The organism is Pseudomonas sp. p50(2008), assembly GCF_015351605.1.
GTDB lineage: Bacteria > Pseudomonadota > Gammaproteobacteria > Pseudomonadales > Pseudomonadaceae > Aquipseudomonas.
In genome coordinates this window covers 478,927-505,174 of sequence record NZ_JACMYF010000005.1, presented here as the reverse complement: position 1 = coordinate 505,174, position 26,248 = coordinate 478,927, and the positions used below count along the sequence as shown (strand labels likewise).

General features: G+C 57.4%; 15 protein-coding genes. 8 read left to right on the top strand and 7 right to left on the bottom strand.

Annotation, left to right across the window (positions count from 1 at the left end; translation table 11 throughout):
- Positions 1-39: 39 nt before the first annotated feature.
- From H7698_RS16930 to H7698_RS16920, 3 genes are all read right to left on the bottom strand, one after another.
- Entirely contained in the window at positions 40-1,440 is a 1,401-nt protein-coding gene (locus tag H7698_RS16930) for an aminotransferase-like domain-containing protein (protein ID WP_194692236.1), read from the bottom strand.
- Positions 1,437-2,891: a hypothetical protein gene (locus H7698_RS16925; protein ID WP_194692182.1), complete on the bottom strand. Its 1,455-nt coding sequence runs from the start codon at positions 2,889-2,891 to the stop codon at positions 1,437-1,439. The genes H7698_RS16930 and H7698_RS16925 overlap by 4 nt, the downstream gene beginning before the upstream one ends.
- Positions 2,892-3,456: 565 nt before the next feature.
- On the bottom strand, positions 3,457-4,479 hold the full coding sequence (locus H7698_RS16920; protein ID WP_162440032.1) for a zinc-dependent alcohol dehydrogenase family protein: 1,023 nt from the start codon (positions 4,477-4,479) through the stop codon (positions 3,457-3,459).
- Between the two features lie 265 nt (positions 4,480-4,744).
- Here H7698_RS16920 and H7698_RS16915 point away from each other — a divergent pair, with 265 nt between their 5' ends.
- From H7698_RS16915 to H7698_RS16895, 5 genes are all read left to right on the top strand, one after another.
- Entirely contained in the window at positions 4,745-5,659 is a 915-nt protein-coding gene (locus tag H7698_RS16915; RefSeq protein ID WP_162440031.1) for a LysR family transcriptional regulator, read from the top strand.
- A gap of 114 nt (positions 5,660-5,773) precedes the next feature.
- A complete protein-coding gene (locus H7698_RS16910) occupies positions 5,774-7,318 on the top strand; it encodes a Fic family protein (protein WP_194692181.1) in 1,545 nt (514 codons plus the stop codon).
- 276 nt (positions 7,319-7,594) lie between these two features.
- Positions 7,595-8,848 (top strand): multidrug efflux RND transporter periplasmic adaptor subunit MexE, encoded by a 1,254-nt coding sequence (mexE, locus tag H7698_RS16905; RefSeq protein WP_194692180.1) that lies wholly within the window; start codon positions 7,595-7,597, stop codon positions 8,846-8,848.
- A 15-nt stretch (positions 8,849-8,863) separates the two neighbouring features.
- Complete coding sequence (locus tag H7698_RS16900) at positions 8,864-12,055, top strand: efflux RND transporter permease subunit (protein WP_162440028.1); 3,192 nt, start codon at positions 8,864-8,866, stop codon at positions 12,053-12,055.
- The gene (locus H7698_RS16895; protein WP_194692179.1) at positions 12,055-13,476 is read left to right on the top strand and encodes an efflux transporter outer membrane subunit; all 1,422 of its coding nucleotides are present in this window, start codon (positions 12,055-12,057) and stop codon (positions 13,474-13,476) included. Before H7698_RS16900 ends, H7698_RS16895 begins: the two co-directional genes overlap by 1 nt.
- Before the next feature lie 251 nt (positions 13,477-13,727).
- On the opposite strand, the gene H7698_RS16890 is transcribed toward H7698_RS16895, so the two are convergent.
- From H7698_RS16890 to H7698_RS16875, 4 genes are all read right to left on the bottom strand, one after another.
- Positions 13,728-14,693, bottom strand: coding sequence for an HlyD family efflux transporter periplasmic adaptor subunit (locus tag H7698_RS16890; RefSeq protein WP_194692178.1), 966 nt, complete (start codon positions 14,691-14,693; stop codon positions 13,728-13,730).
- Between the two features lies 1 nt (position 14,694).
- The gene (locus H7698_RS16885; RefSeq protein WP_162438217.1) at positions 14,695-14,898 is read right to left on the bottom strand and encodes a DUF1656 domain-containing protein; all 204 of its coding nucleotides are present in this window, start codon (positions 14,896-14,898) and stop codon (positions 14,695-14,697) included.
- Entirely contained in the window at positions 14,888-17,023 is a 2,136-nt protein-coding gene (locus tag H7698_RS16880) for an FUSC family protein (RefSeq protein WP_194692177.1), read from the bottom strand. The genes H7698_RS16885 and H7698_RS16880 overlap by 11 nt, the downstream gene beginning before the upstream one ends.
- Positions 17,024-17,150: 127 nt before the next feature.
- Entirely contained in the window at positions 17,151-21,443 is a 4,293-nt protein-coding gene (locus tag H7698_RS16875) for a hypothetical protein (RefSeq protein WP_194692176.1), read from the bottom strand.
- A gap of 301 nt (positions 21,444-21,744) precedes the next feature.
- Between H7698_RS16875 and H7698_RS16870 the strand changes: the two genes are divergently transcribed.
- The 3 genes from H7698_RS16870 (at position 21,745) to H7698_RS16860 (ending at position 26,163) form a co-directional block, all read left to right on the top strand.
- Positions 21,745-22,800: a tetratricopeptide repeat protein gene (locus H7698_RS16870; protein ID WP_194692175.1), complete on the top strand. Its 1,056-nt coding sequence runs from the start codon at positions 21,745-21,747 to the stop codon at positions 22,798-22,800.
- Between the two features lie 193 nt (positions 22,801-22,993).
- Complete coding sequence (locus H7698_RS16865; protein ID WP_162438212.1) at positions 22,994-24,496, top strand: ATPase domain-containing protein; 1,503 nt, start codon at positions 22,994-22,996, stop codon at positions 24,494-24,496.
- Positions 24,493-26,163, top strand: coding sequence for a response regulator (locus tag H7698_RS16860; RefSeq protein WP_194692174.1), 1,671 nt, complete (start codon positions 24,493-24,495; stop codon positions 26,161-26,163). Before H7698_RS16865 ends, H7698_RS16860 begins: the two co-directional genes overlap by 4 nt.
- Positions 26,164-26,248 lie beyond the last annotated feature (85 nt).

Below are 26,248 nucleotides of genomic sequence, written 5' to 3'. Positions count from 1 at the left end.
ATCGATCCACGGCCATTCGAAGAGGGCTGACTGCCCTGCTCAGTCGATCGATTCCAGACGCAGCGCATCGCCCAGAAGACCCAATGCGGCGGGCAGGTCATGGTCGCCGCCAAAGGTGTGGCTCAGGCGCAGGTGCTGCCCGTGCAAATCCTGAAGACTGAACAGCTCACCCGGCGCAATGAGCACATGCCGTTGGAGCAATCGCTGAAACACGCGCCTGATGTCGACCTGACGCAACGAGCGCACCCACAGGGTCGCGCCGCCTTGTGGCTCGACAACATGCAAGGCATCACCCAAGCGCTCGCGCAGAAGTTGAGTCATCTGCACGGAACGGTCCTTGAGCAACCGGCGCAGCACCTGCAGGTGCTGATCGATGCGCCCGTTGCTGTACAAGCGCGCAATTGCTTTCTGGCGAAACGGTGACAGGCGAAACGAGCGCAACAGGAATTGCCGTTGCAGTTCGTCGCGCAAATGCCGGGAAAGCACGTAGCCATAAGGTGCTTCCGGGCCGATTACTTTCTCGAACGTGGAAAACACGATCAATCGGTCTGGATTCAGCAGATCGCGAAAACGCAGACCATCCGGTTCGAAACCGAGCTCGCCGTGACAATCGTTCTCCAGCACCCAGCTGCCATGCTGCTCAAGCAACTGCGCAATGGCTTGGCGGTTGTCGTCGGGCGCCAAACTGCCTCGCGGCATATTCAACCTTGAGGACAACAGCACCAGCTGAACGTTTTTCATCTCGAGGATCTGCTTGAGCGAGTCAACATCCAGACTGCCATCTGCCCGCACCAGTAGTTCGATCACCTGTACTTCAGCGGCCTGGAGCAAGCGCAGAATGGTCCAGTCGCACGGCGATTCAACTACCACCGTCTTGTGCCGCAGGCCCAGAACCGCGATCAGAATTTCCAGCACACCCCGAAGATCCGCTCCGATATAGACTTCATCCGCGTGCCAGCAACGCTGGGGTGAGGTGGTGTAACGCGCTGCCAGCGCCGCGCGCAGTTCCAGCTCACCGCAAGGCTGCACACAAGATTGCGGCTGACGCGGATATTGCCGCAGCAGCTCTCTCTCCAGCAGCAACAGTGGACTGTCCAGGGGCTGCAACAATGTCGGCTCATCCGCACTGAGGACAAGCATTGCAGGACGCCTGGCATTGACGTAGACGGTTTCGAGTAAATCGCGCCCGCCCACCAGGGTGTCAATCGAGGACACCGGCAGCGCGTAATAGCCCGATTTGGCAACCGAGTAAACCCGCCCTTCCTTCTCCAGCAGCGAGTAGGCGTACTGAATCGTCGAAATCGACACGCTCAGACGGTCTGCCAACTGACGAAGCGATGGGAGCCGGATGCGCTCGTCGTTGGCAGACTCGTTGATCAGATGAGTCAAGTACCGGTACACCGCCTGGTAGGCAAAGCCGGTTTCCCGCACCCCGCTCAACGTCCTGCGGACCATTCACCCGCCAAGGCGATGCTACCGTCGCTGGTTGCTGCGTGAACGTTCGACGTATCGTCAGCCAGGGGTGCCATGCGATAAAGCTTGCCAATCAGACTGATGGGTAACCCGCTGACGTCGATCATCCATTGCAGAATCTGCTCGGGCACCGGTTCGCCTTGCATTGCCCGATGCAAGTCCGGCATGGCCACCAACATTCCCGGATGACACCGACGCAGAAAGTGCTCAAGCCCTTTGCCTTTGTCGACAAAAGGCGCAAAAAGCAGGCACACCAGTTGGGCCTCGCTCAAGCCGTGGCTTTTTTGCGCCTCTGCCGCTGCCAAATCACGCTGATCTGGTTGAGTCGCCAGCTTGCCAAACAGTTTTTCTGCCTGCTGACACGCACTGTCCGGAGCCTGCTTGCGACGCATCATCACCAATGCCCGCTGCAAGAGCTCGGTAACGCCCGCGTCATAGCTTCCGCCGTGCATGAAACACTCCTGCAAGCCCCGAAGGTGAGCGGATATGCCGAGGCTGACGTATTCGTTTTCGGCAAACGGTGCCGGCAGCGCGTCCGGTCGATAGCCAAGAAACTCGGTAAGCAGCGGCCAGCGTTCTTCCAGGTCACTGATTAACAGGTCATTGGTGTCAATGAAGGTGGTTCGGCGACAGGATTCAAAATGTTCCGCAGGTCGCCATTGCACCTGATCAAGCTCCGGATAGAACGCGCGGTAGCAGTCACCCCGCAGCTCATCGAGCATTGCAAACAATGCCTCGTAGCTGGGCTCATGGTGAATGGTCGGACGGCATCCCGCTTTGGTCGTCGCCCGTTTCAGTCCTTCGAGAAATTGCTTCTGCTGGCGAGGCGTTTCGCTGCAGATCAATGCATCGACACCACTGTCCCAGCGGGCAATCTGTCCATAGAACTCGCCAGTGGCCAGGTACCCGTTATCCCACAGGTCAAGCGCGCCTTCACGTGGACGACGATGGCCCACCATCAGAAAATTGAGTCGATTGGCCTCAAAGCCCGCATCGGAGATCGGCGTTGGATGACTGAATGGCAGGACCTCACGATTATCGACCATCAGCACTTCGACGCGAGGATCGTCGTACAGGAACAAGGCGCTGTAGCTGCGGTGGATGTTTTCAAGCGACGTCGCGCTGGTGCCGTTCAGCTGTAACGACGCCACCCTCAATTGAAACGTGGCGGGCGACCGACCGGCAATACTCAGCTGGGCGGCACGCAGCAATGCAAGGGTGTAGCAGCTGTCGCGAGACCCGGACTGGATCGCCAGCACCTTGTAAGTGCCAATCCGCTCTGTGCCCCCCGCTGCCACCATCAAGCGCTGGATCAAGAGCTGCAATGCCGTACGTTCGGCGCGAGAGAAGAATCCCATCAACCGTTGCAATATTTGCTGGTAGACATGGTTCATGGCTTGATCATGGATGCTGGTCATATTTATGTACCTGATACTTGTAAGTTCGATATCGCACGCAGCGCGATAACTTTTACGACGTGCCTTGCCCGCCTTGATTCGAAGACAGGGTTTTATTACTAAATGCTAGCACTTAAGGTTTGTGGCATTACTTGAAATAAATAAAGCTCGAACAAGCTTTATTTGAACGCGAATGGCCCGAACACCCCGCAAGGGCGCGGGCTTGAGATGTCTTCAGATATCTTAGGAAATTTCCGACAGCGTCCCACAGACAGGGAGCACAAGAAATAAGGAAGAAAGTCACCCGTGTTTTTTCGGCAACTGGAGAACGACGAACAGAATGTTCGGCATATATCAAAATAACGTGGTTAAAAGTATTGAGTTGACACTCAGTCATGACTCATTCCTTGAGATGAAAGCAATCATTCAATTATCAAGGCTTACAGACTGATTAGAAGATACAGATCAAGAGCAAAAACCAGTTCAGTTACCTGGCCGGTAAGCGCAGTACTGAATGGTTGTCCCGTTTTACGTGCGACGGACAAAAAAAAGCCCGTGCAAGCACGGACTTTTCATTGGGCCGAATTTACGCCGGCTCAACCTGCAGAGCTACTCGTTCGCGGCATGGGCATTCGTCCATGTAGCGATGAGCCTCGACAAACTCGGCAAACGGAAAGACCCGGGTCTTGAGCGGCAGCAGCACACGGTCTGCGGTCAGCTGGTTGATATCACGCAACGCCCGTTGCAGCGCCACCTGATCCTGGACAATCCCCAACTCCGGCTTGCCGGTGAAGTTACCGATGCAGTGCACGAAGAACTGAATGTTCTTCTGGAACGCTGCACATGCCGGGAACGGGGTCTGGTTACCCCCTTGCAGTCCGTACAACACCAGGCTGCCACGCGGGGCAAGCACATCCCCCAGCAAAGACATCTGCGGCCCGCCAAGGCCATCGAACACCACATCGACACCGCGGTTATCGGTGATCTTGTTGATCTGCATCAGCAGATCCTGTTCCTCGGTGACGATGACTTTCTCGGCGCCCAGGGACAGCAGGTTGTCGCGTTCATCTGCACTCTTCGTTGCCGCAATCACCCGTATGCCCAGCGCTTTGCCCAACTGGACAAATGACGGACCAGCGCAGTGACTGGCGTCAGTCACCAGGGCGAACTGCCCGGGCTTGACCCGTGCCAGATCCACGTAGGCAAAATAGGCAATCAACAGCGGCGTGTAATGCACACTGGCTTCAATCGGGCTCAGCACATCCGGGTATCGGGTCAATGCTGTGCGCGGCAGAACAATCTGTTCGCCGTAGACCGGGTAATCGTTGGGACTTTCGGCCGGGAAGCTGGCGACCTTGTCACCCACCGCCAAGTCATCCACGCCCTCACCTACTGCAGTGACGACGCCGGACATTTCACTGCCAAGGCCCGAAGGCAGCTTGGCATGGGACGACGCCAGGTTCTGGCGCCACAGAATGTCGTACCAACTGATGCCAATCGCCTCGACGCGCACCTGCACTTCGCCCGGTGCAGGGAGTGCTGCCGCATGCTCTTCGCATTTGAGCACCTCGGCTGGACCAAACTTGTGAAAACGGATCGTGCGTGACATCGCAAACCTCGTCAAAGAAACCTCTAATGCCCTGAACTCTATCTGGGCTTTCTACCCAAGACTATCAGTGGCTATTAATAGTCGACATGCCTGTCATTGATTCCGCAGCATCGACAGGATCAACGGTTGTCGTGAAAGCTGGAAGGCCGTTGCACGTAAACTGAATTATTCGGTGCAGAGTACCAGCCTTTCCCCGTAAGATTCATGCCGGCCATTGTTCTCATATGACCGCTCTCGTCAAGCCTAGACTCTGCCAGGACTCCAGATGAATCGTAATGACCTGCGTCGTGTCGACCTGAACCTGTTGATCGTATTCGAAACATTGATGCACGAACGCAGTGTGACCCGCGCTGCGGAAAAACTGTTCCTCGGCCAGCCGGCGATCAGCGCGGCGCTCTCGCGCCTGCGCGGGCTGTTCGATGATCCGTTGTTCGTGCGCACGGGGCGCAGCATGGAACCGTCCGCGCGGGCGGTAGAGATCTTTGCCCTGCTCTCCCCGGCCCTGGATTCGATTTCCACTGCGGTCAGTCGTGCGTCCGAGTTCAACCCTGCGACCAGTACGGCGGTGTTCCGTATCGGCCTGTCGGACGACGTGGAATTTGCCCTGCTGCCGATGCTGCTCAAGCGCCTGCGCGCCGAATCCCCCGGCATCGTGCTGGTGGTGCGTCGCGTCAATTACATCCTGATGCCGGGACTGCTGGCTTCAGGCGAGATCTCCATCGGCGTCAGCTACACCACCGATCTCCCCGCCAATGCCAAGCGCAAGGTCCTGCGACGCAGCCAGCCCAAGCTGTTGCGTGCCGACACCGTGCCGGGCCCGTTGAGCCTGGATGATTATTGCGCGCGGCCTCATGCGCTGGTGTCGTTCGCTGGCGACCTGAGCGGCTTTATTGATGAAGAGCTGGAGAAGCTCGGGCGCAAACGCCATGTGGTGCTCGCGGTACCGCAGTTCAACGGGTTGAGCACCCTGCTCGCCGGGACCGATATTGTCGCGACCGTGCCGGATTACACGGCTGAGGCGTTGACGGCGGCTGGGGGTGTACGTGCGGAAGATCCGCCGTTGCCGACACGCACTTTTGAATTGCACATGGCCTGGCGCGGATCGCAGGATAATGATCCGGGCGAGCGTTGGTTACGGTCGCGGATTCAGATGTTTTTTGGGGATCCGGACAGTCTTTGACTGTGCGGGTTCTCGAGGACACGTAAGCACAGTCTTCATGCCCATCAAATTATCGTTTTCGCGTAGTATCCCCTTCTGGCTATCATTTTTTAGTGCTCGTTAGGGGATTCAACCATGCAAGTAGGCTTCAAGGCACTCGCGGATCGTTACGGTATCGCGCTTGCACAACCCCTACGTGTCGAATCGGTGATGGGTACGACACGCATGAGCCGCGAGAACAACGGGCATGTCGAGAGCAAGTATCCCGCCAGCTACCAGCCTTCTGACGACTTCGCGGGGCATTTCGAGTTTGGGCTCAAATACGAGGAAATTCACCTCGAATTTTTTGCCCGCCTGTTTGCTGTTGTTGGCCCAGAGCCCATCGAAACCTGGTGCCGACAATCGCCCTTTGGCCAATACGCCCGCCGCACCGGATTCCTTTATGAGTGGCTGACCGAAGCTCATCTGGATGTGCCAGATGTCACCAATGGCGGCTATGTCGATGCCATCTCGTCAAAGAAATACCTCACCCGAGTCGAGCCACGGCGGATACGGCGCTGGCGCATCAACGATAATCTGCCCGGCGTGGCGGAGTTCTGCCCCTTGGTCCGCCGTACCGAGACCGTGCAGGAAGCGTTGCAATTTGACCTGGATGCGGCACTTCGCGAGCTGAATCAAACCTTTGGCGCCGATATCCTGATGCGCACCGCCAGCTGGCTGACATTCAAGGAGTCTCGTGCGAGCTTTCTGATCGAGAGAGAGGCAGACAAGGCCGACAGGATTCAGCGGTTTGCCCATGTGATTGCCCAGTACTGTGGCCACATCGAAGACCCGTTGAGCAACGACAGCCTGCACACATTGCAAGCCGCTATTTTAGGTCATGAGGCATTAGGGCTGGGCCTGCGGCGCTCCCCAGTCTTCGTGGGACAGGCGACCATACGCGAGGACATCGTGCACTACATTGCGCCGCAATTTGAGGTAGTGACACAACTGCTCGACGGTCTGAAAGCATTCGAGCACGCAACACGTGGCGCCGAGCCGCTGGCTCGAGCAGGTGCAATCGCCTTCGCCTTTGTGTATATCCATCCGATGCGCGACGGCAATGGCCGGATTCATCGCTTCCTGATCAACGACAGCCTGATCCGTGACCGGGCGGTGCCTGATGGCGTGATCCTGCCGGTGTCGGCCACCATTACAAGTTCGATTGATTTCCGGGCGCGCTACGATCGTACGCTGGAGGTGTTTTCACGACCGTTCATGCAACGCTATGCAGCGTCTTATCGGTTTGGCGAACTAGTCGTCTACGAGGACGGCACCCGCAGCAACCTTGTCTTCGATGACTACGCCGATGCGCAATTCGCGTGGCGCTATCCCGATTTGACGGAGCATGTCCTGTACACGGCGCAGGTCGTGGCGCATACGGTCCGTACCGAGATGGTCGAGGAAGCGCGCGTGCTGGTCATTTTCCAGCGCGCCCAGGAGCGACTCAAAGAGGTGCTGGAAATGCCGGATCAGGACGCCAACCGCATCATTCGCTCACTCAAGGAACAAGGCTGGCAGGTATCCGGTAAATTGAAAAAAGCGTATCCGCAACTGGCTGACGCTCACCGGGCGGAACGTGTGGTGGAAGCCGTGCGCTCTGCATTCGAAGAACGGGAAGTGGAAACCGGCGGAGAGTGATGCATCCAGACCGTTTCGCGTAGTTTTCTCGCCCCTGTGGGAGCGTGGCTTGCCCGCGATGGCCGCGCCTCGGTTTCCAGCCTATCCTTTGCACTTCCCGCAACACTGAATTGTCATCAAACCAATTGATAGCCCCCTAACGAAAGGTGCAGACTAGAGGGCTAACTTCGGTCTTATATCATTCCGAATGATAGTTACCTTTGCTTCATTCGATTCGTGCGATACAACCCTGCCGAGCATCATCCGTCCATTCTCAATACATTGGCGGATGCATCCATGGAACAGTCACTTAAACATTTGCGCTTCCCGTTGGCCTTGTTGGCCGTACTGGTGATGAGCGCCTGCGGCAAGACTCCGGATACGGCGGCCGCCATGCCTGCTGCCAAGGTCAGCGTGGCCAAGGTGCTCGAACAACCCGTCAACGAATGGGACGAATTCACCGGCCGCCTCGAAGCCCCGGAAACTGTAGAAATACGCCCTCGGGTCTCCGGGCAGATCGACGAAGTGGCCTTCACCGAAGGCGCATTGGTCAAGAAAGGCGACCTGCTGTTCCAGATCGATCCGCGTCCGTTCCAGGCCGAGGTCCGCCGCCTCGAAGCCCTGGTTGCCCAGTCCCGCGCCAACGCCACCCGCAGCGAAAACGAAGCCCAACGCGGTGAGCGCCTGCGTACCAGCAATGCGATTTCCGCCGAGCTGGCCGATTCGCGCACCAGCGCCTCCCAGGAAGCCCGCGCGGCGGTCGGTGCCCTTCAGGCGCAACTGGACCTCGCCAAACTGAACCTGAGTTTTACCCGCGTGACCGCGCCGATCAGCGGCCGTGTCAGCCGTGCGGAAATCACCGCCGGTAACCTGGTCACCGCCGACACCACGGCGCTCACCAGTGTTGTCTCCACTGACAAGGTCTACGCCTACTTCGACGCTGACGAGCGTGTATTCCTCAAATACAGCCAACTGGCTCGTCAGGGGAAACGCGGCGCAACCACCCCGGTTTACCTCGGCCTGTCCAACGAAGACGGCAACCCGCATCAGGGCGTCATGAACTTCGTCGACAACCAGGTCAACCCGAAAACCGGCACCATCCGCGGTCGTGCAGTGTTCGACAACACCGACGGTACCTACACCCCTGGCCTGTACGCACGCTTGAAACTGGTCGGCAGCGGCACCTATTCCGCCGTGCTGATCAACGACGAAGCAGTCGGTACCGACCTGGGTAAAAAGTTCGTGCTGGTGATGGACGCTGACAACAAAACCGCCTACCGCGCCGTCGAGTTGGGTCCGAAGATCGAAGGTCTGCGCATCGTGCGTAACGGCCTGTCCAAGGATGACACCGTCATCGTCAAAGGTTTGCAACGGGTGCGTCCTGGTTCTCCGGTCTCCCCTGAAGTGATCCCTATGGCCAGCGAACAAACCCTCGCGGCTCTCGCTCAACAACGACAAGCGCTGGAAGCCAGCAACCTGCCCCAAGTCGCACCTGCCAAGGTCGCGCCGGGTTCGGTTGTGAAAGTGGCTGTCGCGACTCCACGCGGTTAAGGGACGACAACTCCGATGAATTTTTCCCAATTCTTCATTTCGCGGCCGATCTTCGCAGCAGTGCTGTCGCTGCTGATCCTGATCGCCGGTGCCATCTCGCTGTTCCAGTTGCCGATCAGCGAATACCCGGAAGTCGTGCCGCCGACCGTTGTGGTCCGCGCCAACTTCCCGGGAGCCAACCCTAAAGTCATCGGTGAAACCGTGGCCGCTCCGCTGGAGCAAGCCATCACTGGCGTCGAGAACATGCTGTACATGTCCTCGCAGTCCACCGCTGACGGCAAGATCACCCTGACCATCACCTTCGCGCTGGGCACTGACCTGGACAACGCTCAGGTGCAGGTGCAGAACCGCGTGACCCGGACCGAGCCCAAGCTTCCAGAAGAAGTGACGCGCATTGGCATCACCGTCGACAAGGCATCGCCCGACCTGACCATGGTTGTGCACTTGACCTCGCCGGACAAACGCTACGACATGCTCTACCTGTCCAACTATGCCTTGCTCAACATCAAGGATGAGCTGGCACGTCTGGGCGGTGTCGGCGATGTGCAGTTGTTCGGCATGGGCGATTACTCGCTGCGTGTATGGCTCGATCCGAACAAGACCGCTTCGCGCAACCTGACCGCCACCGATGTCGTCAGTGCGATTCGTGAGCAGAACCGTCAAGTCGCTGCAGGTGCACTGGGCGCTCCTCCTGCACCGAATGCCACCGCGTTCCAGCTGTCGGTCAACACCCAGGGACGTCTGGTTTCCGAGGAAGAGTTCGAGAACATCATCATTCGTTCCGGCGACAACGGTGAAATCACGCGCCTCAAGGACATCGCCCGCATTGAACTGGGTTCCAGCCAATACGCCCTGCGTTCGTTGCTGAACAACCAACCGGCGGTGGCGATTCCGATCTTCCAGCGTCCAGGCTCCAACGCCATCGACATTTCCAATGAAGTGCGCGGCAAGATGGCCGAACTGAAAAAGAGCTTCCCGGAAGGCATGGACTTCAGCATCGTCTATGACCCGACCATTTTCGTGCGCGGTTCCATCGAGGCAGTGGTTCACACCCTCTTCGAAGCACTGATTCTGGTTGTCCTGGTGGTGATTCTGTTCCTGCAAACCTGGCGTGCCTCGATCATTCCATTGGTAGCGGTGCCGGTGTCGTTGATCGGTACGTTCGCTGTAATGCACCTGTTCGGCTTCTCGTTGAACGCCCTTTCCCTGTTCGGATTGGTGCTGGCCATCGGCATCGTGGTGGATGACGCCATCGTAGTGGTGGAAAACGTTGAACGGCACATCGAGCTGGGAGAGACGCCCGTAGAAGCCACCAAGAAAGCCATGCGTGAGGTGACCGGGCCGATCATCGCGACGGCGCTGGTGCTGTGTGCGGTATTCATCCCGGCGGCGTTCATTTCCGGCCTCACCGGCCAGTTCTACAAACAGTTCGCCCTGACCATCGCCATCTCGACCGTGATCTCGGCGTTCAACTCGCTGACCCTGTCCCCTGCCCTGGCCGCCGTGCTGCTCAAGAGCCACAACGCGCCGAAAGACCGCTTTACCAAAGTGCTGGACAAGCTCTTGGGCGGCTGGCTGTTCCGTCCGTTCAACCGGTTCTTCGAACGCGCCAGCCATGGCTATGTCGGGACCGTCGCCCGGGTCATCCGCAGCAGCGGTATCGCCCTGCTGGTGTACGCCGGCCTGATGGTGCTGACCTTCTTCGGTTTCGCCCACACCCCGACCGGTTTCGTGCCTGGCCAAGACAAGCAATACCTGGTGGCCTTCGCCCAACTGCCGGATGCGGCGAGCCTTGACCGTACCGAAGACGTGATCAAGCGTATGTCCGACCTGGCCCTGAAACAGCCTGGCGTAGAAAGCGCCGTGGCCTTCCCGGGCCTGTCGATCAACGGCTTCACCAACAGTCCTAACGCCGGCATCGTGTTCGTGACCTTGAAACCGTTCGACGAGCGTAAAGACCCGAGCATGTCCGCCGGCGCGATTGCCGGTGCGTTGAATGGCCAGTTCGCCGGGATTCAGGAAGCCTACATGGCGATCTTCCCGCCACCGCCGGTACAAGGCCTGGGCACCATTGGTGGCTTCCGCCTGCAGATCGAAGACCGGGGCAACCTGGGCTACGACGAGCTGTACAAAGAAACCATGAACATCATCAACAAGAGCCACAACGTGCCTGAACTGGCCGGCCTGTTCACCAGCTACACCGTGAACGTGCCCCAGGTCGATGCGGCTATCGACCGAGAAAAAGCCAAGACCCACGGCGTGGCCGTCAGCGACATCTTCGACACCCTGCAAATCTACCTGGGCTCGCTGTATGCCAACGACTTCAACCGTTTCGGCCGTACCTATCAGGTTAACGTTCAGGCAGAACAGCAGTTCCGTCTCGAGCCGGACCAGATCGGCCAGCTGAAAGTGCGCAACAACAAGGGCGAGATGATCCCGCTGGCGACCTTCATCAAGGTCAGCGACACCTCGGGGCCGGACCGTGTGATGCACTACAACGGTTTCATTACTGCTGAAATCAACGGCGCGGCAGCCCCCGGCTACAGCTCCGGCCAGGCCGAACAAGCGATCGAGAAACTGCTCAAGGACGAATTGCCCAATGGCATGGTCTACGAGTGGACCGACCTGACCTACCAGCAGATTCTGTCCGGCAACACCGCGCTGTTCGTGTTCCCGCTCTGTGTACTGCTGGCGTTCCTGGTACTCGCCGCTCAATACGAGAGCTGGAGCCTGCCACTGGCAGTGATCCTGATCGTACCGATGACCCTGCTGTCGGCCATCACCGGTGTGATTGCCTGGGGAGGCGACAACAACATCTTCACCCAGATCGGATTGATTGTGCTCGTGGGGCTTGCCTGTAAGAACGCGATTCTGATCGTCGAGTTTGCCAAGGATAAACAGCAGGACGAAGGCATGAGCCCGCTCGATGCGGTGCTCGAAGCGTGCCGTCTGCGTCTGCGGCCAATCCTGATGACCTCCTTCGCGTTCATCATGGGTGTTGTGCCACTGGTGTTCTCCAGCGGTGCCGGTGCCGAAATGCGCCACGCCATGGGTGTCGCCGTGTTCTCCGGGATGCTTGGGGTGACCTTCTTCGGTCTGTTGCTGACGCCGGTGTTCTACGTGTTGATCCGTAATTTCGTGGAGCGTGGTGAAAAGCGTAAAGCCGCCAAGGCGCTGAATCTTCAACAGCAACCGGAGGCGCACTAATGAGCCTGAAAGCCTTCCTTCCGAGCCTTCTGGTGCTGGCCCTGAGTGCCTGCGCCGTCGGCCCGGACTACAAGACCCCCGCCACTGAGCCGGCCAACATCACCACCGCCACCGACGGCGCGGCCGGTCAGAAGAACTACGACCGTTCGCGTTTCGAAGGCATCTGGTGGCAGCAGTTCGAAGACCCGACGCTTAACCAGTTGGTGGTTCAATCGCTGCAAGGCAACCGCGATCTGCGCGTCGCCTTCGCGCGCTGGAAAGCCGCCCGGGCAATTCGTGATGACGTCAGCAATGACGCCATGCCGACCATCACCAGCCGGGTCAGCAGTGACCTGGCCAAGGGGCAGATTCCAGGCCAGACCACCCAACGGGTCAATAGCGAACGCTACGACCTGGGCCTGGACATGGCGTGGGAGCTGGACCTGTTTGGCCGTATCCAGCGCAACCTGGAATCGGCCGACGCCGAGCAGCAGGCGTTCGAGGCGGATCTGTATCAACTGCAAGTCACCATGATTGCCGAACTCGTGGATGCCTACGGTCAATTGCGCGGCGCGCAGCTGCGGGAAAAAATTGCCCTGGCCAACCTGAATAATCAGCAGGAGTCGCGCAAGATCACCGTCAGCCTGCGTGACGCCGGTGTGGGCGATCAGCTGGACGTGGAGCGCGCCGATGCGCGGCTGGCGTCGGTCGAAGCCAGCGTGCCGCAATTGCAGGCGGAACAGGTGCGGCAGAAAAACCGCATTGCCACGCTGCTGGGTGAACGTCCGGACAAACTGACCGTGGACCTGAGCCCGAAAGACTTGCCGGCCATTGCCAAGGCGCTGCCGATTGGCAACCCGGGCGAGTTGCTGCAGCGGCGTCCGGACATCCTGAGCGCTGAACGCCAACTGGCTTCGGCCACGGCGCGCATCGGCGTGGCCAAGGCAGACCTGTTTCCTCGGGTCAGCCTCAGCGGCTTCCTCGGCTTCACCGCCGGGCGTGGCTCGCAGATCGGTTCCTCGGCGGCCAACGCCTGGGCACTTGGCCCGAGCATCACGTGGGCGGCGTTCGATCTGGGCAGCGTGCGCGCCCGTTTACGCGGTGCCGATGCGGATGCCGAAGGCGCCCTGGCGACCTACGAGCAGCAAGTGCTGCTGGCGCTGGAAGAATCTGAAAATGCCTTCAGCGACTACGGCAAACGCCAGCAACGCCTGATTTCGCTGATTCGTCAAAGTGAATCGAGCCGCGCGGCGGCCGACCTGGCGCAGATTCGCTACCGCGAAGGCACGGCGGACTTCCTCGTCCTGCTCGACGCCCAACGTGAACGACTGGCCGCAGAAGACACCCAGGCTCAGGCCGAAGTCGATTTGTACCGGGGCATCGTCGCCATCTACAAAGCCCTCGGCGGCGGCTGGGCACCGGAAACAGTCGCCTCGAAGTAACCGTTTCAAAGGCCCCTTTGGTTGGTCGCAACCGACCATTTTTTAGCCCCGCGTCTCATTCGGTCGCGGGGCTTTTTTTGTCTGCACGATTATTGAATTCATCACAATCCCACCTTTGATCAGCGGTGAAAAAAATCTGCGCCGGACATACATCCCCTGTAGGAGTGAGCCTGCTCGCGATGGCGGTGTGTCAGGCAACGATGACGTCGACAGGTATGACGCCATCGCGAGCAGGCTCACTCCTACAGGGGTTAGTGTTGATTTTGAGCGTCTCGGGTTTCCATGACGGTTACGGTGGCCGTGGTCCCGGCACGCAAGCGGTGTTTCGCGGCGTAATCCGCGTCGATCCGGATCCGCACCGGCACCCGTTGCGCCAGTTTCACCCAGGTGTAACTGGGATTGATATTCGCCAGTAAACGGCCGCCCGGCAGGTTTTCCCGGTCGGCGATGGCAAAGGCGATGCTTTGCACCGTGCCACCGAACCTCTCGCCACTCATCAACTCGATCCGCACGCGATCGCCCTCCTCGATGCGCGGCAGCTTGGTTTCCTCGAAGTAGCCGCTCACATAAAACGAATCGCTGTCGACCAGCGCCAGCAGCGCTCCACCCGCCGTCGCGTAGTCGCCCTCACGGGTCAGCAGATTGGTGACATAGCCAGTGACCGGGGACACCACTCGGGTGCGTTGCAAGTCCAGTTCGGCCTGAGTCAGCGCCGCAATGGCCAACTGCACATTGGCCTGGGCCAACCCCAGATTGGCCTGATTGCGCAGTAACTCGGCCTTGGCAACAGCCACCTCGGTACTGGCTTTCTCCCACTCTTCGCCCGAGATCGCGAACCCCTGTTTGAGCGTACGCCGCCGGCGCTCTTCGCTTTCGCGCTGTCTGAGCAAGGCTTCACTGGACACAATCGTCGCTTCGGACTGACCGAGCGTTGCCTTGGACACCTCCACCGCGCGCTGGGCATGTTCGACCGCCAGGGTGTAACGCGCCGGGTCGATCTCCAGCAAAACCTGGCCCTTTTCGACGTGCTGGTTGTCTTGAACGACAAGGCTGACGATGCGCCCGGACACATCGGCAGACAAGGTCACCACATCGGCCCGCACCCGCGCGTCTCGAGTCCACGGCGCGCGCGTGTAATGCTCCCAGGCGAACCAGCCCAGCACGAAGGCCAGCAATACAATTGCGACGGTCGTCAATCGGGGAAGTAGTTTTTTCAAGTCACCAGGCTCCCATCAGCAGAATCAGCGTCGCGCAGACGCAGGCGTAGAGCGCGCCTTCGAACAAGGCTTCGTGCCAGACGAAACGCAGTACACCGATGCGCCGCAGCATCCAGTCCACGACCAAAAAAATCGGCAAGGCCAGCAACAGGGCCTGCGCAATGGGCGGTAAGTAGACGCCCCCTATTTCCAGATCAATGGGCAAAGTCGGCTACTCCTTCCGGGTCGACAGGTTGAAAGTGTTCCCTGTGTCGTTCCAGGAACGACACGACGATCAGCAACGCCACGCGCATGCGAAACACCGTCCAGAGGTGTTCATGGACGCCTGCGTGCAAGGTATCCAAATGATCGCCCAGATGACGCAAGGCGCTGAGCACCGGATCAAGCGCAAGGCCAGGCCGACCCGCGAGCAAACGCCCGGTGTCCTGAACCGTCGCCAGCAAGCGGTGCTGCACATCGGCACTCAATAAGGTGTTGCGCAGGGCTTGTTGCCTGAGCTGGTTCAACGCCACGCCCACTGCCATGCACCCCAGACTGAATTCGAACAATGTTCGGGACTGTTTGTCGGTAACCGCAGGCAGCAAACCCAGCATCATGGTCAACCGATCAACCATACGGCTTTCGAAGGCAAACTGTTGCTCATCGGTGGCCGGGGTTTTCAGCAAGGCGTACACCTGCTCGCGGTTTTCGTGGTACAGACGGCGAATCCGCAGAGCGGGCCTGAACGGAAAAATCAGCGCATAGACGCTGAGCGCCAGTGTCGTCGCACAGATGTACGCACCGGCAAATTCGAACCACTGGATCGCAGAATTCTGGCCGATCCCGACGTTTTGCGGGCCCACCATCAAAAACGTCGACAGCCCAAGGCCAATACCCGTTCCCGTAGTGGCCGGGCTGGCCAGCCCAACGGCCACGGCATACAGCAACGGTGCCAACAACAAGGCCAACAGCTCGAAGTTGCTGATCATGGGTACCAGCATGAACAGGTAGATTGCCGATACCACCAACGCCAGGCCCAGGCCCCTGGCGTAACTTTGCGCAGCCAGCAACGGTCGCGGGAAGGTTGCCATCAGCGAACACAAGATACCGACCAGAATCATCCCGCCCCGCGCCCCGTCCCAACCGGTCTCGATCCAGATCAGACCGGCCACTACCAACGCCGTAAAGGCCCGGGTGGCGTTCATCGCCGCCAAGGTGAAATCCAGGTGCAGGGGATTGTCCTGGCCGCGAAATACCGAACTGGCTTGGCGTTCTTCCTGAATCGCGTCACTCAGTTCCAGAATCTGCCCCAACTGTTCCAGCAACCGCGCCTGCTCCCAGCGCAGCGCCCACGCCAGCGAGCGCACGGTGGCCGGCATCGTTTCGGTCAACTGCTCAGCCCTGTAGGCCAGATCATCGAACCGTTGCTGCAGCACCGTGAAATGGTGGCGGGACTCAGTCGATAGCGAACGCCCCTCCTGCGCCAACTCATCGAGAAAACGCAATTCCTCAGCACGAATCTGTTGGATCTCTTCGGTCAACTCTCCTTCCAGGCGCTCAGTCAGCAACTGGCGCTGATGCCGCAACGCCGTCAGCCGTGAGGTCAACAGCACCAGTTGATTACCCAGTAACTGCACCAGTCCATTGGCACTGCGCAGCCGTGGCGCGTCGAAATACAAGTGCCGACGCACGCCTTCGAGGGCGCTGATTTCGCCCAGTAGTTGCATTTGCCGCCGATGGAATTCTTCTTCACTTTCTTCCGTGCGAATGACCGCCGCAGCGTGGGTCGCCAGCAGCTTGATCACTTGGTTGATGCGAGTGAAGTAATCCCGGGCCACCGTTTCCGGTCGCGCCGTCAGCAGGCTGACCACGCATACACAGGCCACCGCCAACAGTGTTTCCGTCACGCGTGTCACCGCCAGCAGGAACGTACCGTCCTGATCCGGCACCGCCAGCAAAGCCACCACCACCGCGGTGTAGCCGCTGAGCACAAACGCTTGGGAACTGGTGTAGCGCAACAGGGTGCCGCCGGCCGTGCACAGGGCCAGCCACAGGGCAAGGGTCAGAATGAAAGGCAGTGGCGCCTGGGGAAATATCGCCATGATCACCACCGCGACGATGGCACCCAAGGTGGTGCCAATGACCTGACCGAAACTGCGTGCCAGCGCCATGCCGCCGAGCGGCTGACTGACGATGACCACAGCCATGATTGACCACTTGGGCTGGTCCAGATCGAACAGGAAGGCCAGGTACAACGTCAGCAACCCGGCCGCGACGGTTCTCAAGGCAAACAAAAACACGCTGGGCCCGGGATTGAGGATCGCTTTGAAATACTGGAGCAACGCTTGCATGGGAACACTCGTGGAGTCATCTCCCAGCAAGCGTAGTCACTGCATGGACGAACGGGATGTGTTTGTGCACCCGCCCTAACCGCCTGCTACACGCGACGGATTACCCGGTAAAGGATATCGACTACATTTAGTATGCCTGAGGTTTTAGAGGTGTTTGAGTGGCGTTATTGGCGTGAACCAATGGCGCTAAAGGAAATGGAATTTCGTCTGCACTGGAACCGGGACTGCTCTTTCCAATGGCACGATTCAATGCACTTTGATTGGGTATGAACTTACCAGCGCTGTCGTAGGCGCCCAACATCATCGAACCTGGAATATCTTGCGCATAGACTATTTGATAAGGGTCATTACCCGTGCGCGATCCGGAGTCAGCCTGCCAGTTCCTGTTGCGTGCGACGTCATAACCATTCATCGCTCTGCCATCGATCAAATAGGTGTACCCGCCTGACTTTCCACCCTGGTGAAAAGCACCCATACCGTTGTTATCGTAATATCCGGACGCTTTCAAGCCGGAATCTGCTCCACTGTTGGCGTTCATACCGTTGATGTCCTGAATGTTGTTCACCGGCGCATTCATTTTAAAACCCTGAGCGAACACCTCCTGAGGAGATCTCAGGTCCCCGCATAACGTGAACCCGCGATAGACAAATCCCTCTTTCGGGCCGCTGAAATACAGGACGCGCGAGCGATCCATGAGACGTTGTGCAGCTTCCGGCCCCTTCTTGCTCAACGATTTAAGCCGATCCGAAACCCGCTTATTGGTGAACTTTCGGGTCAATTTTTCCTGAACAAGCAAAGGGTTTTTGACGCGTGGGGCAATCCATTTCTCAACGTGTTTGGCGCTAAGCTCAAGTGGCGTTGAGTGATGCCCATACTCCGGAAAAAATTGGGTTATCTCTTTTGGCAAATCCTGCGATAGCTTTAATAATTGATAGACTTTGAGAGTAATGCGAAATAGCTCTGCTTCATTAGGCACTTTCCCAAACACTTGGCCTATGTAAGGAGCAGCGATTTGCGTAACAAGCCCCTTAATCGCTGCGGCTTTGAGTCGATTGCCCTCCGAGGGGTCATCATTCAATTCTCCTTGCGTGTATTTAACTGCTGACGCACCCGCGCCAAGCAAGAAAGCAAGCCCTGCGGTAGGGGCCCCTGGAAAACCCGATAAAATTGCGCAATACCTTAATGTATCTGCTAACACGTCCAATAGTTTATCAATGAATCGCTCATCCCACGTGGACGTCCTGGTGTCCATATTATCCCGGGCTTTGACAGTCGCACTATAGAATAGAACTTTGAAAACATCGTATTGCTCGCGATAGTGATTAGGACCATCTATACGACCAATAACAATGGGTTCATATGGCCATTTATAATCTATACCATGACTCCAGACAGATCGTCCTTGACTGTACTTAAAATCGTCATCGTCGCGACCCAGCAGGATTTTCAGGGGGATTCGTTTCGACAGTTCACTGCTCAACTGTGGGAACTCCTCTATTGATTTTCCACCTTCTCTAAATAGCTCAACGGGGCTCTCGATAACCGTTGCGTTCCCCCCCAGAAAAACAAATAACCCTTCCGTCCTCTTACCCTTACTCGTTAAAAAAACAGCATCAGACACATGAAATTCATCACTAAACGCACCATTTTTAATAGCAATAGGTCTGACCCGGGTTTCCCCCTTCAAAAAACTCTTGATAATATTTATTGCGTCCTCGGACGCCGCTGGGCTTTCGAGATATTCAGTCAACAGCTTTTTCAAATTAACATCGAATGCAGCTTTCCAAAGCTTATAGGTGTGTGGCTTCCAAAGCATTCTGTCCAAACGCTTATTGTGTTCTGCTGCAAGATTAATATTCTTTACAGCGTCCTTAAAATGCTGGGTGTATCCTGAGGGCCAATGAACCGTCATCCGTTCAAGGTCTTTTTTTGCTTTATCATGCTGCCCCGCCATCAACCCCGCCAGGGTAAATCTTTCATCCCTTATATGCTCCTGAAAAATATCGACATGTTTACCTATTGGAAGTGGCGTTACATATTCAAAACGGAAAGTCGATGTAGCGGTTGTTGTTCTTTTTAGATGATCAGATATATCTGATTCGGAAACTAATTTCTCCACCTCCGACAGAATAAACAATGAAGAATCCAATAATATTTGCATCTCAGCAAAATCATCTTTAAACGTACTGGCCACTTGGCTTATCGTGAAACCCGGTACAAATTCTTCGCCCGGACCAATACCGACCTCGGCATCTGCAGTACGCTGACCTGCATGAATGAGTAAGTGCGCATATGAGTGCGCTTCGACGCCACTCTCTGACGTTTGCACATTAGAAAACATGCCCAACCCTTCATCCACACTGCGCGTTCTAATTACGTGTGCCGGTTTGTCGGCCACAAACAGTCGAGTCTCAGTAGTGACGACAGGCTTGACCTTTAAGTCGCTGACGTCATCTGCCTCGAACTCATCATGAGCGTCTATCTTTGCCCCTACAGTGATTTCGTCGAGATAGTCCCCATAGGTTACATTGGGGTGACCGGGAACAGGTTGCCGCAGTAACTCCTCCAGCTTTTCGATCAACTCTGGATCGTCGGTGGGCACCTCGTAAGACGTCTTGTTTATCAGCTGTTTTACTTCAGCTGCAAATACTGGAAAAAGCTCGAATATGTCTTCAATGCCCTCTATGGCATATTCGTGGGCCATGGCTCCTTCGTCAGGCACAGGATCGGGATGGATGTGGACACCCTGTAAAGGATCCCCCGCTTCCTCCGGTTCAGGCAGAAACCAGCTGGCATAAAAGTTACTGACCGCCATGTAGGCCGCAAACATTCCCACCGCTTTACCTGGGTTTTGCTCTATCAAATCGCCCGTTCGACTTAAGACCGCGGCACCCGTGCCGAGCAAGCTGGAGCTCATCCGGGAGAGCCAATTACCCAGCTGCTCCTTGAGAACGTCCATATCCGCTGAAATGCGTGTGAACGTATCGGGAGGCAAACCAGTCGTTGTAGGCTGATAAGGCGTCTCTCCAAACGGTTCAAGCATGGTCTCCAGCTCCACCTCCTCTTGGGCATGGGCGCTGTCCCAAGGCACAGCATTGCGGAAAAACCGGCTCAGCAATTCATCCACTTGTGCCGCGAACTGGCCTACCCCGGCCAAAGGATCCATGGCGTCGGCTTGGGGCTGTTCCGGGTCTGGCGTAAGCGGTGACTTGGGAAGATCGGACTCACCATTTTTCCAGGCGTGACTACTTGGGATCGAAGCGGGCCTGGTGGTTATATGACTAGCGTCCAGCCTCAAGGCCCCGAACGTATCCAGTGCATTGCAGGCGTAAAGGAACCTGGCAAAAAAACCCTCCGCAATAACCGGCCCAGTTGTGCTGACGTACGTGTAAAAGTTGGCGTGACGCTCAAAGCCTTGCAGCTCTTCCAGTAGTGAGAATTGTCCCTTCACGACAGGTGTGGGCGTGTTGAAAAACCTCAGCGATATCAATTCATCCGTGTTTACTGCCTGCGATTCCGCAGACGCTCCCTGATACCCGGGTTTGAGCTGATCGTAGACGGCTTCGACCTTATCAATAAGGGAATCATCCCAACGCCTGCGCTCGCCGGATGATGAATCACGAAGTGCGTGCTTTACGTCCTCCAAATGGTTTTGTGCATCCTTTGGAGATGGACGTAAGTCTCGGTGGTCCTGGAGCACCTGAAAAGCGCTGTGCAGCACCTTATTGCTGGAACGAACATATCGCCCGACGTCCTGGATTATGTTCTTGATGGCGTCCCACTGTTCATCGGAGACCAAGTGATGGTGGGCAATTTTCTCGTCCCGCTCAGCGCTTGAAGCATCCAGTCTGGACTGGATAAACCCCATCACACCATCGGCACGATGATCACTTGAAAACCTTGCCTGTTCTCCCAGCGCTGCCTGCCATTGGCCAGGTGGTAAATGGCACAGGACATCTACGATGACTTTGAGTCGTGCTTCACTCAAGTTTCCCCGGGACCTGATCGAGCGAATGAAGGCGTTTTCAAACAGCTCGCTAATGGCCCTGCCTGTGTCCGTTTGCAGAATGCCACTGCTCAGGACTTCCAGTATTTCCTGCTCCTGCAGGGTTGCACCCGTCAAGTATTCCTTGAGCGCAGTCCATCGAGTATCCACATCCCCCTGAGAAATGAATTCCGGCTTGAAGGAATGGCACGAAACGTCCAATTGTGGCGCAGGTATTTCAGCATTCTTCTTTGCGCTTATACCCATATTCGGGAGGCGTATCAGTTCAGGGCTACTCTCGGTGTTCAAAACCGCACTGGAGAGCCGGGTTTGCAGTCGTCCAATGGGGTTGGAGAAAGGTAGCTGTGGCGAAGCACCGACAGTGGTGGTGTTACGAGGGGCAAGCATCAGATTGTTCGGTCCAGGCAGGTTCATTTCAACAAGCCTAAAATGCTGCTGTTTTTACCTCTTTCAAAAAACGCCATTGTTGCGGCGACGACTGACTACCTGGCTGAACGACAGTGATAGCGATGGATACCATTGAGGAGCCCGTCAATCCTGGCGATTGGACGCTCGCCATACTTCTACACTGCAACCGCTGCGAAAGCGGCAAACCGACCTGCCGCCAGCGCTCGAACCGGTGGAGTATGTGCTGAACTGAGCCAGGGTTTGACTCAGGGCCCTGCCTGACCGAAGCTGGCAACTTTGCACTCGCTTGCCAGCAACGGATTTCTGCATGCCCCAGTCTCGCCGCTACCTGATCATCAGCCTCTGCGTGCTGTTCGCCCTCGTGATTGCCTGGTTTTTCCTGCGCAACACTACCCCTGTCGTGCCACAAGCAATCAAACGCGGTTACAGCGAAGCGCTGGACCAGGCTCGCGCCGGAAAACCCGGCGCAGCGCGCGTGCTCTATCAGCAATTGGCCCGTCCTGATATTTCCCCAAAACGCCGTATCTGGCTGCATGCCGAGTTGCCTAACTACCCCAGTTCCGTGGCCCTGAAGCTGGCGGATGCGGACTTGCAGCATGAGTCGCCCGACGTGCGCATCGCGGCGATCAAAAGCATCAGCGGCCTGGTCCCCAATGGCCAGCGCAGCCTATTGCTCGGGCCGTTGCTCGACGATGAAGAACAAAACGTGCGTTACGCCGCGGTCAATGCGTTGCTCGGGCTTTCGCCGGATGACCTTGGGTTGTATTTCGGGCCACTGGAGCAAGCCATCGATGCCTGGGAACAAGACCTGAAGAGCCAACTCCAAAGCGTTGACAATCAGTATCAACTGGCCCGTTTGCATGTGCACAACGCCGAACTGAAAGAGGCGCAAACGGCATTGGACAACACTTTGCGCCTGGCCCCGGGAAACCTGCCGGCGCTGGTGATGCAGATCGATGTGCTGGACAGGCAAGGACAGAGCGATGCGGCCCGGCTTCTGCTGGCCAAGCAGTTGAAAGCCCAGCCGGACTCGGCGTATCTGCAACATGCCCTGGGGATGTGGCTGCTGCATCACGGGCAAAGCGAATACGCCGTGCTCGGCCTGTCCAAGGCCGTGGAGCTGGAGCCGGACAACAAGGATTACCGTTACGACCTCGCCACCACCCTCCACGATGAGCAGGAGCTGGAGGCGGCGCAGAAGCAGCTGCAGGAGATCGTCCAGCGCCACCCGGCTGATCGCAAGGCCCGTGTGCTGCTGATCAACTATTGGAAAGAAAGCGGGCAACTGCAGAATGTGCAGATCCTTTTGGCACAGCTTGAACAGATGAATCCCGATGATCCGGCGTTGCAGCAAGGGCTTTGAGCGATCGCCAATAAAGCTTTGCTCCCGCTGAGATCGTGCATAAGCCATTTACGCAGCCCCATGACGCCTACAATTCGCTGTGCACACAAATTGTGTGGAACCGCCGCAACGGCAAAAGGTCAAGTGAACAGGCAGTCCATTCAGGCACTTCAGGCCTGCTGCCTCGCTTCCCCTAGTCATGAGAGGGCATTTTTTGTCTACATCTAACGAGTTGTTCAGTGCAAAAGCCGCCACTGGCATTGATGGTCTGGATGACATCCTGGCCGGCGGATTGTCCCGCGGCCACGTGTTTTTGCTGGAGGGTGAACCCGGTACCGGTAAAACCACCGTCGCGTTGCATTTTTTGATGGCCGGCGCACGAGCCGGCGAGCGCTCGTTGTACATCACGCTCTCGGAAACCGAGCGTGAATTGCGCCAGGGTGCGCTGTCCCATGGTTGGGAGCTCGATGAGCATATCCATATCTTCGAACTGACCCCGCCGGAAAGTCTGCTTAACGCAGAACATCAACAGAGCCTGCTGTACTCCTCCGACCTTGAGTTAGGCGAAGCGACCAAACAGATTTTTGAAGTGGTCGAACGGGTAAAACCAACCCGGGTCGTGCTCGACAGCCTCTCCGAAATCCGTCTGTTGGCCCAAAGTTCCCTGCGTTATCGCCGTCAGATTCTCGCCATCAAACACTACTTCGTGCGCTATGACGCCACGGTGGTGTTGCTGGATGACCTGACCACTGAATCCCTTGATAAAACCGTGCACAGCGTTGCTCACGGCGTTATTCGCCTTGAAGAATTGACGCCCAACTACGGCGCTGAACGTCGGCGGATACGCGTAGTGAAGTACCGCGGTCAGAAATACCGGGGTGGCTTCCACGACTTCACCATCATGGGTGACGGCGTGCACGTGTTTCCCCGGCTGGTGGCTGCCGAACATCGCGGCAAATACGTGCGTACGCAGTTGACCAGCGGCATTAAAGAGCTGGATGCCCTGCTCGGTGGTGGCATAGAAACCGGTTCCAGCACATTGATCCTCGGCCCCGCCGGTACCGGCAAGTCGCTGATCTCGATGATTTTCGCCGCAGCCGCTGTGGCAAGGGGCGAAAAGGCTGCATTGTTTATTTTCGACGAAGAACTCGGCCTGCTGTTCGAGCGCATGAGAAACATGGGCATCGATTTGCAAGCCCTGCAAGCCACCGGCAACCTGCTGATCGAGCAAGTCGATGCCGCGGAACTTTCGCCAGGCGAGTTTTCGCACCGGGTTCGCCGTTGTGTAGATGAACGCGGAATCAAGACGGTCGTCATCGACAGCATCAACGGCTACCAGGCAGCGATGCCTGAAGAAAACGCCCTGGTGCTGCACATGCACGAACTGCTGCTGTACCTCAATCGCCAAGGCGCCGCGACCTTCATGACGGTCGCCCAGCATGGCCTCGTCGGTGACATGCAGGCGCCGGTGGACATCACCTACCTGGCCGATACCGTGATTCTGCTGCGTTACTTCGAAGCACTGGGCAAGGTTCGCCGAGCCATCTCAATCATCAAAAAACGTACCGGCAGCCATGAATCGACCATTCGCGAATACCGCATCAGTGCAAAAGGCATGACCATCGGCGAACCACTGGACGCGTTCCAAGGCGTATTGCGCGGCGTCCCGACCTACATGGGCGCGAGCAAACCACTGCTCGGGGATGAACTCCCTTGACGGTCCGCGAAGCAATGTCCGAGCGCGCGATCATCCTCGCGCCGCTGGGACGTGATAGCCAAATTGCTCTGATGATGCTCAACGAAGCCGGTTTCGACGGCATCATCACGCGGGATCTGCCATCGCTGTGCAGCGAGATTGCAAAAGGCGCAGGCCTGTTGCTGATTTCCTCCGAGGCTTTGATGGGGGGCGATCTTGATCCGTTGCTGGAGCTGATCGAACAACAGCCGGCCTGGTCCGATTTGCCCATCGTGTTGCTGACTTATCACGGTGGCCCCGAGCAAAACCCGGCGTCCAGATTCGGCCCGCAACTGGGCAACGTCACCTTTCTCGAGCGCCCTTTTCACCCCGTGACCTTGATCAGCCTGGTGACTACCGCACTGCGCGGCCGGCGACGACAATATGAAGCCAGGGACCGCTTGATCGATTTGAGTCAAAGCGAATTGCGCCTGCAAAACACCCTCGAAACCCTGGAACAGCAGGTTGAGGAGCGCACCGCCGAGCTGCGGCACAATGAAGAAGCGCTGCGCCAATCCCAGAAGATGGAAGCAGTTGGACAACTCACGGGGGGCATTGCCCACGATTTCAACAACATGTTGACCGGGATCATCGGCAGCCTGGAGCTGCTGCGCCGGCGCTTGGCCCGTGGCCGTGTGGATGATCTGGACAGTTTGATCGATCTGGGTGTGACCTCGGCCAACCGCGCCGCCGGTCTGACGCACCGCCTGCTGGCGTTTTCCCGACGCCAGTCCCTGGATTCAAAACCGGTCGAGATGAATACCCTGGTGGTGTCGATGGGCGAATTGCTCCAGCGCAGCATCGACGAGAGCATCTACCTGGACATGCAGCTCAGCGATCGGTTGTGGGTGGCCGAGGCCGATCCCAATCAATTGGAAAGCGCCCTGCTCAATCTGGTGATCAATGCCCGGGACGCGATGCCCAATGGCGGCAAGCTGGTGGTGAAAACCTCCAATCAGCATCTGGATGCATCATTTACCGATGCCCATAGCAATCTCGAACCCGGCGATTACGTGGTGCTGAGTGTGACGGACACGGGCTGTGGCATGCCCCAAAGCACCATCAACCGTGCTTTCGATCCCTTTTTCACCACCAAACCCATTGGCCAGGGCACTGGCCTCGGGTTGTCGATGATCTATGGCTTCAGCAAGCAATCACGCGGGCATGTGGTGATCGACAGCGAGGTCGACAAAGGTACGACCGTCACCCTGTTCCTTCCGCGATTCGGCGGCGATGTGCCGTTTGATTCGCCGGCAGAAACGCCCTACGCGCCCTTTGCCCAGAACGGCGAAACGATCCTGATCGTTGAAGATGATCCTGCCGTTCGGGCGCTGGTCAGTTCAGTGTTAAGTGACTTGGGGTATGCGTTTGTCGAGGCGGGTGATGCGAACAGCGCGGTGCCTATCCTGGACTCGGTCCAGCGTATTGACCTGATGATCAGCGATGTCGGGTTACCGGGTATGAATGGGCGACAACTGGCGGAAATAGGTCGGCAATACCGGCCGGAACTCAAGGTCCTGTTCATCACCGGTTACGCCGAGCACGCTGCGGTGCGCGGCGGATTTCTTGACCCCGGCATGCAGATGATCACCAAGCCCTTCACCTTCGATCTGTTGACGGCGAAGGTGCGGGAAATGATCCGGATCTGACCCATTATGCCGATAAGCCGAGATGACCCTGTAGGAGCTGCCGAAGGCGTCGATCTTTTGATTTTATAAAAGCAAGATCAAAAGA

Coding starts and splice junctions, on each gene's coding strand:
- H7698_RS16925 (WP_194692182.1), bottom strand. CDS start 2,891: ATGACCAGCATCCATGATCAAGCCATGAACCATGTCTACCAGCAAATA.
- H7698_RS16920 (WP_162440032.1), bottom strand. CDS start 4,479: ATGTCACGCACGATCCGTTTTCACAAGTTTGGTCCAGCCGAGGTGCTC.
- H7698_RS16915 (WP_162440031.1), top strand. CDS start 4,745: ATGAATCGTAATGACCTGCGTCGTGTCGACCTGAACCTGTTGATCGTA.
- H7698_RS16910 (WP_194692181.1), top strand. CDS start 5,774: ATGCAAGTAGGCTTCAAGGCACTCGCGGATCGTTACGGTATCGCGCTT.
- mexE (WP_194692180.1), top strand. CDS start 7,595: ATGGAACAGTCACTTAAACATTTGCGCTTCCCGTTGGCCTTGTTGGCC.
- H7698_RS16900 (WP_162440028.1), top strand. CDS start 8,864: ATGAATTTTTCCCAATTCTTCATTTCGCGGCCGATCTTCGCAGCAGTG.
- H7698_RS16895 (WP_194692179.1), top strand. CDS start 12,055: ATGAGCCTGAAAGCCTTCCTTCCGAGCCTTCTGGTGCTGGCCCTGAGT.
- H7698_RS16880 (WP_194692177.1), bottom strand. CDS start 17,023: ATGCAAGCGTTGCTCCAGTATTTCAAAGCGATCCTCAATCCCGGGCCC.
- H7698_RS16875 (WP_194692176.1), bottom strand. CDS start 21,443: ATGAACCTGCCTGGACCGAACAATCTGATGCTTGCCCCTCGTAACACC.
- H7698_RS16870 (WP_194692175.1), top strand. CDS start 21,745: ATGCCCCAGTCTCGCCGCTACCTGATCATCAGCCTCTGCGTGCTGTTC.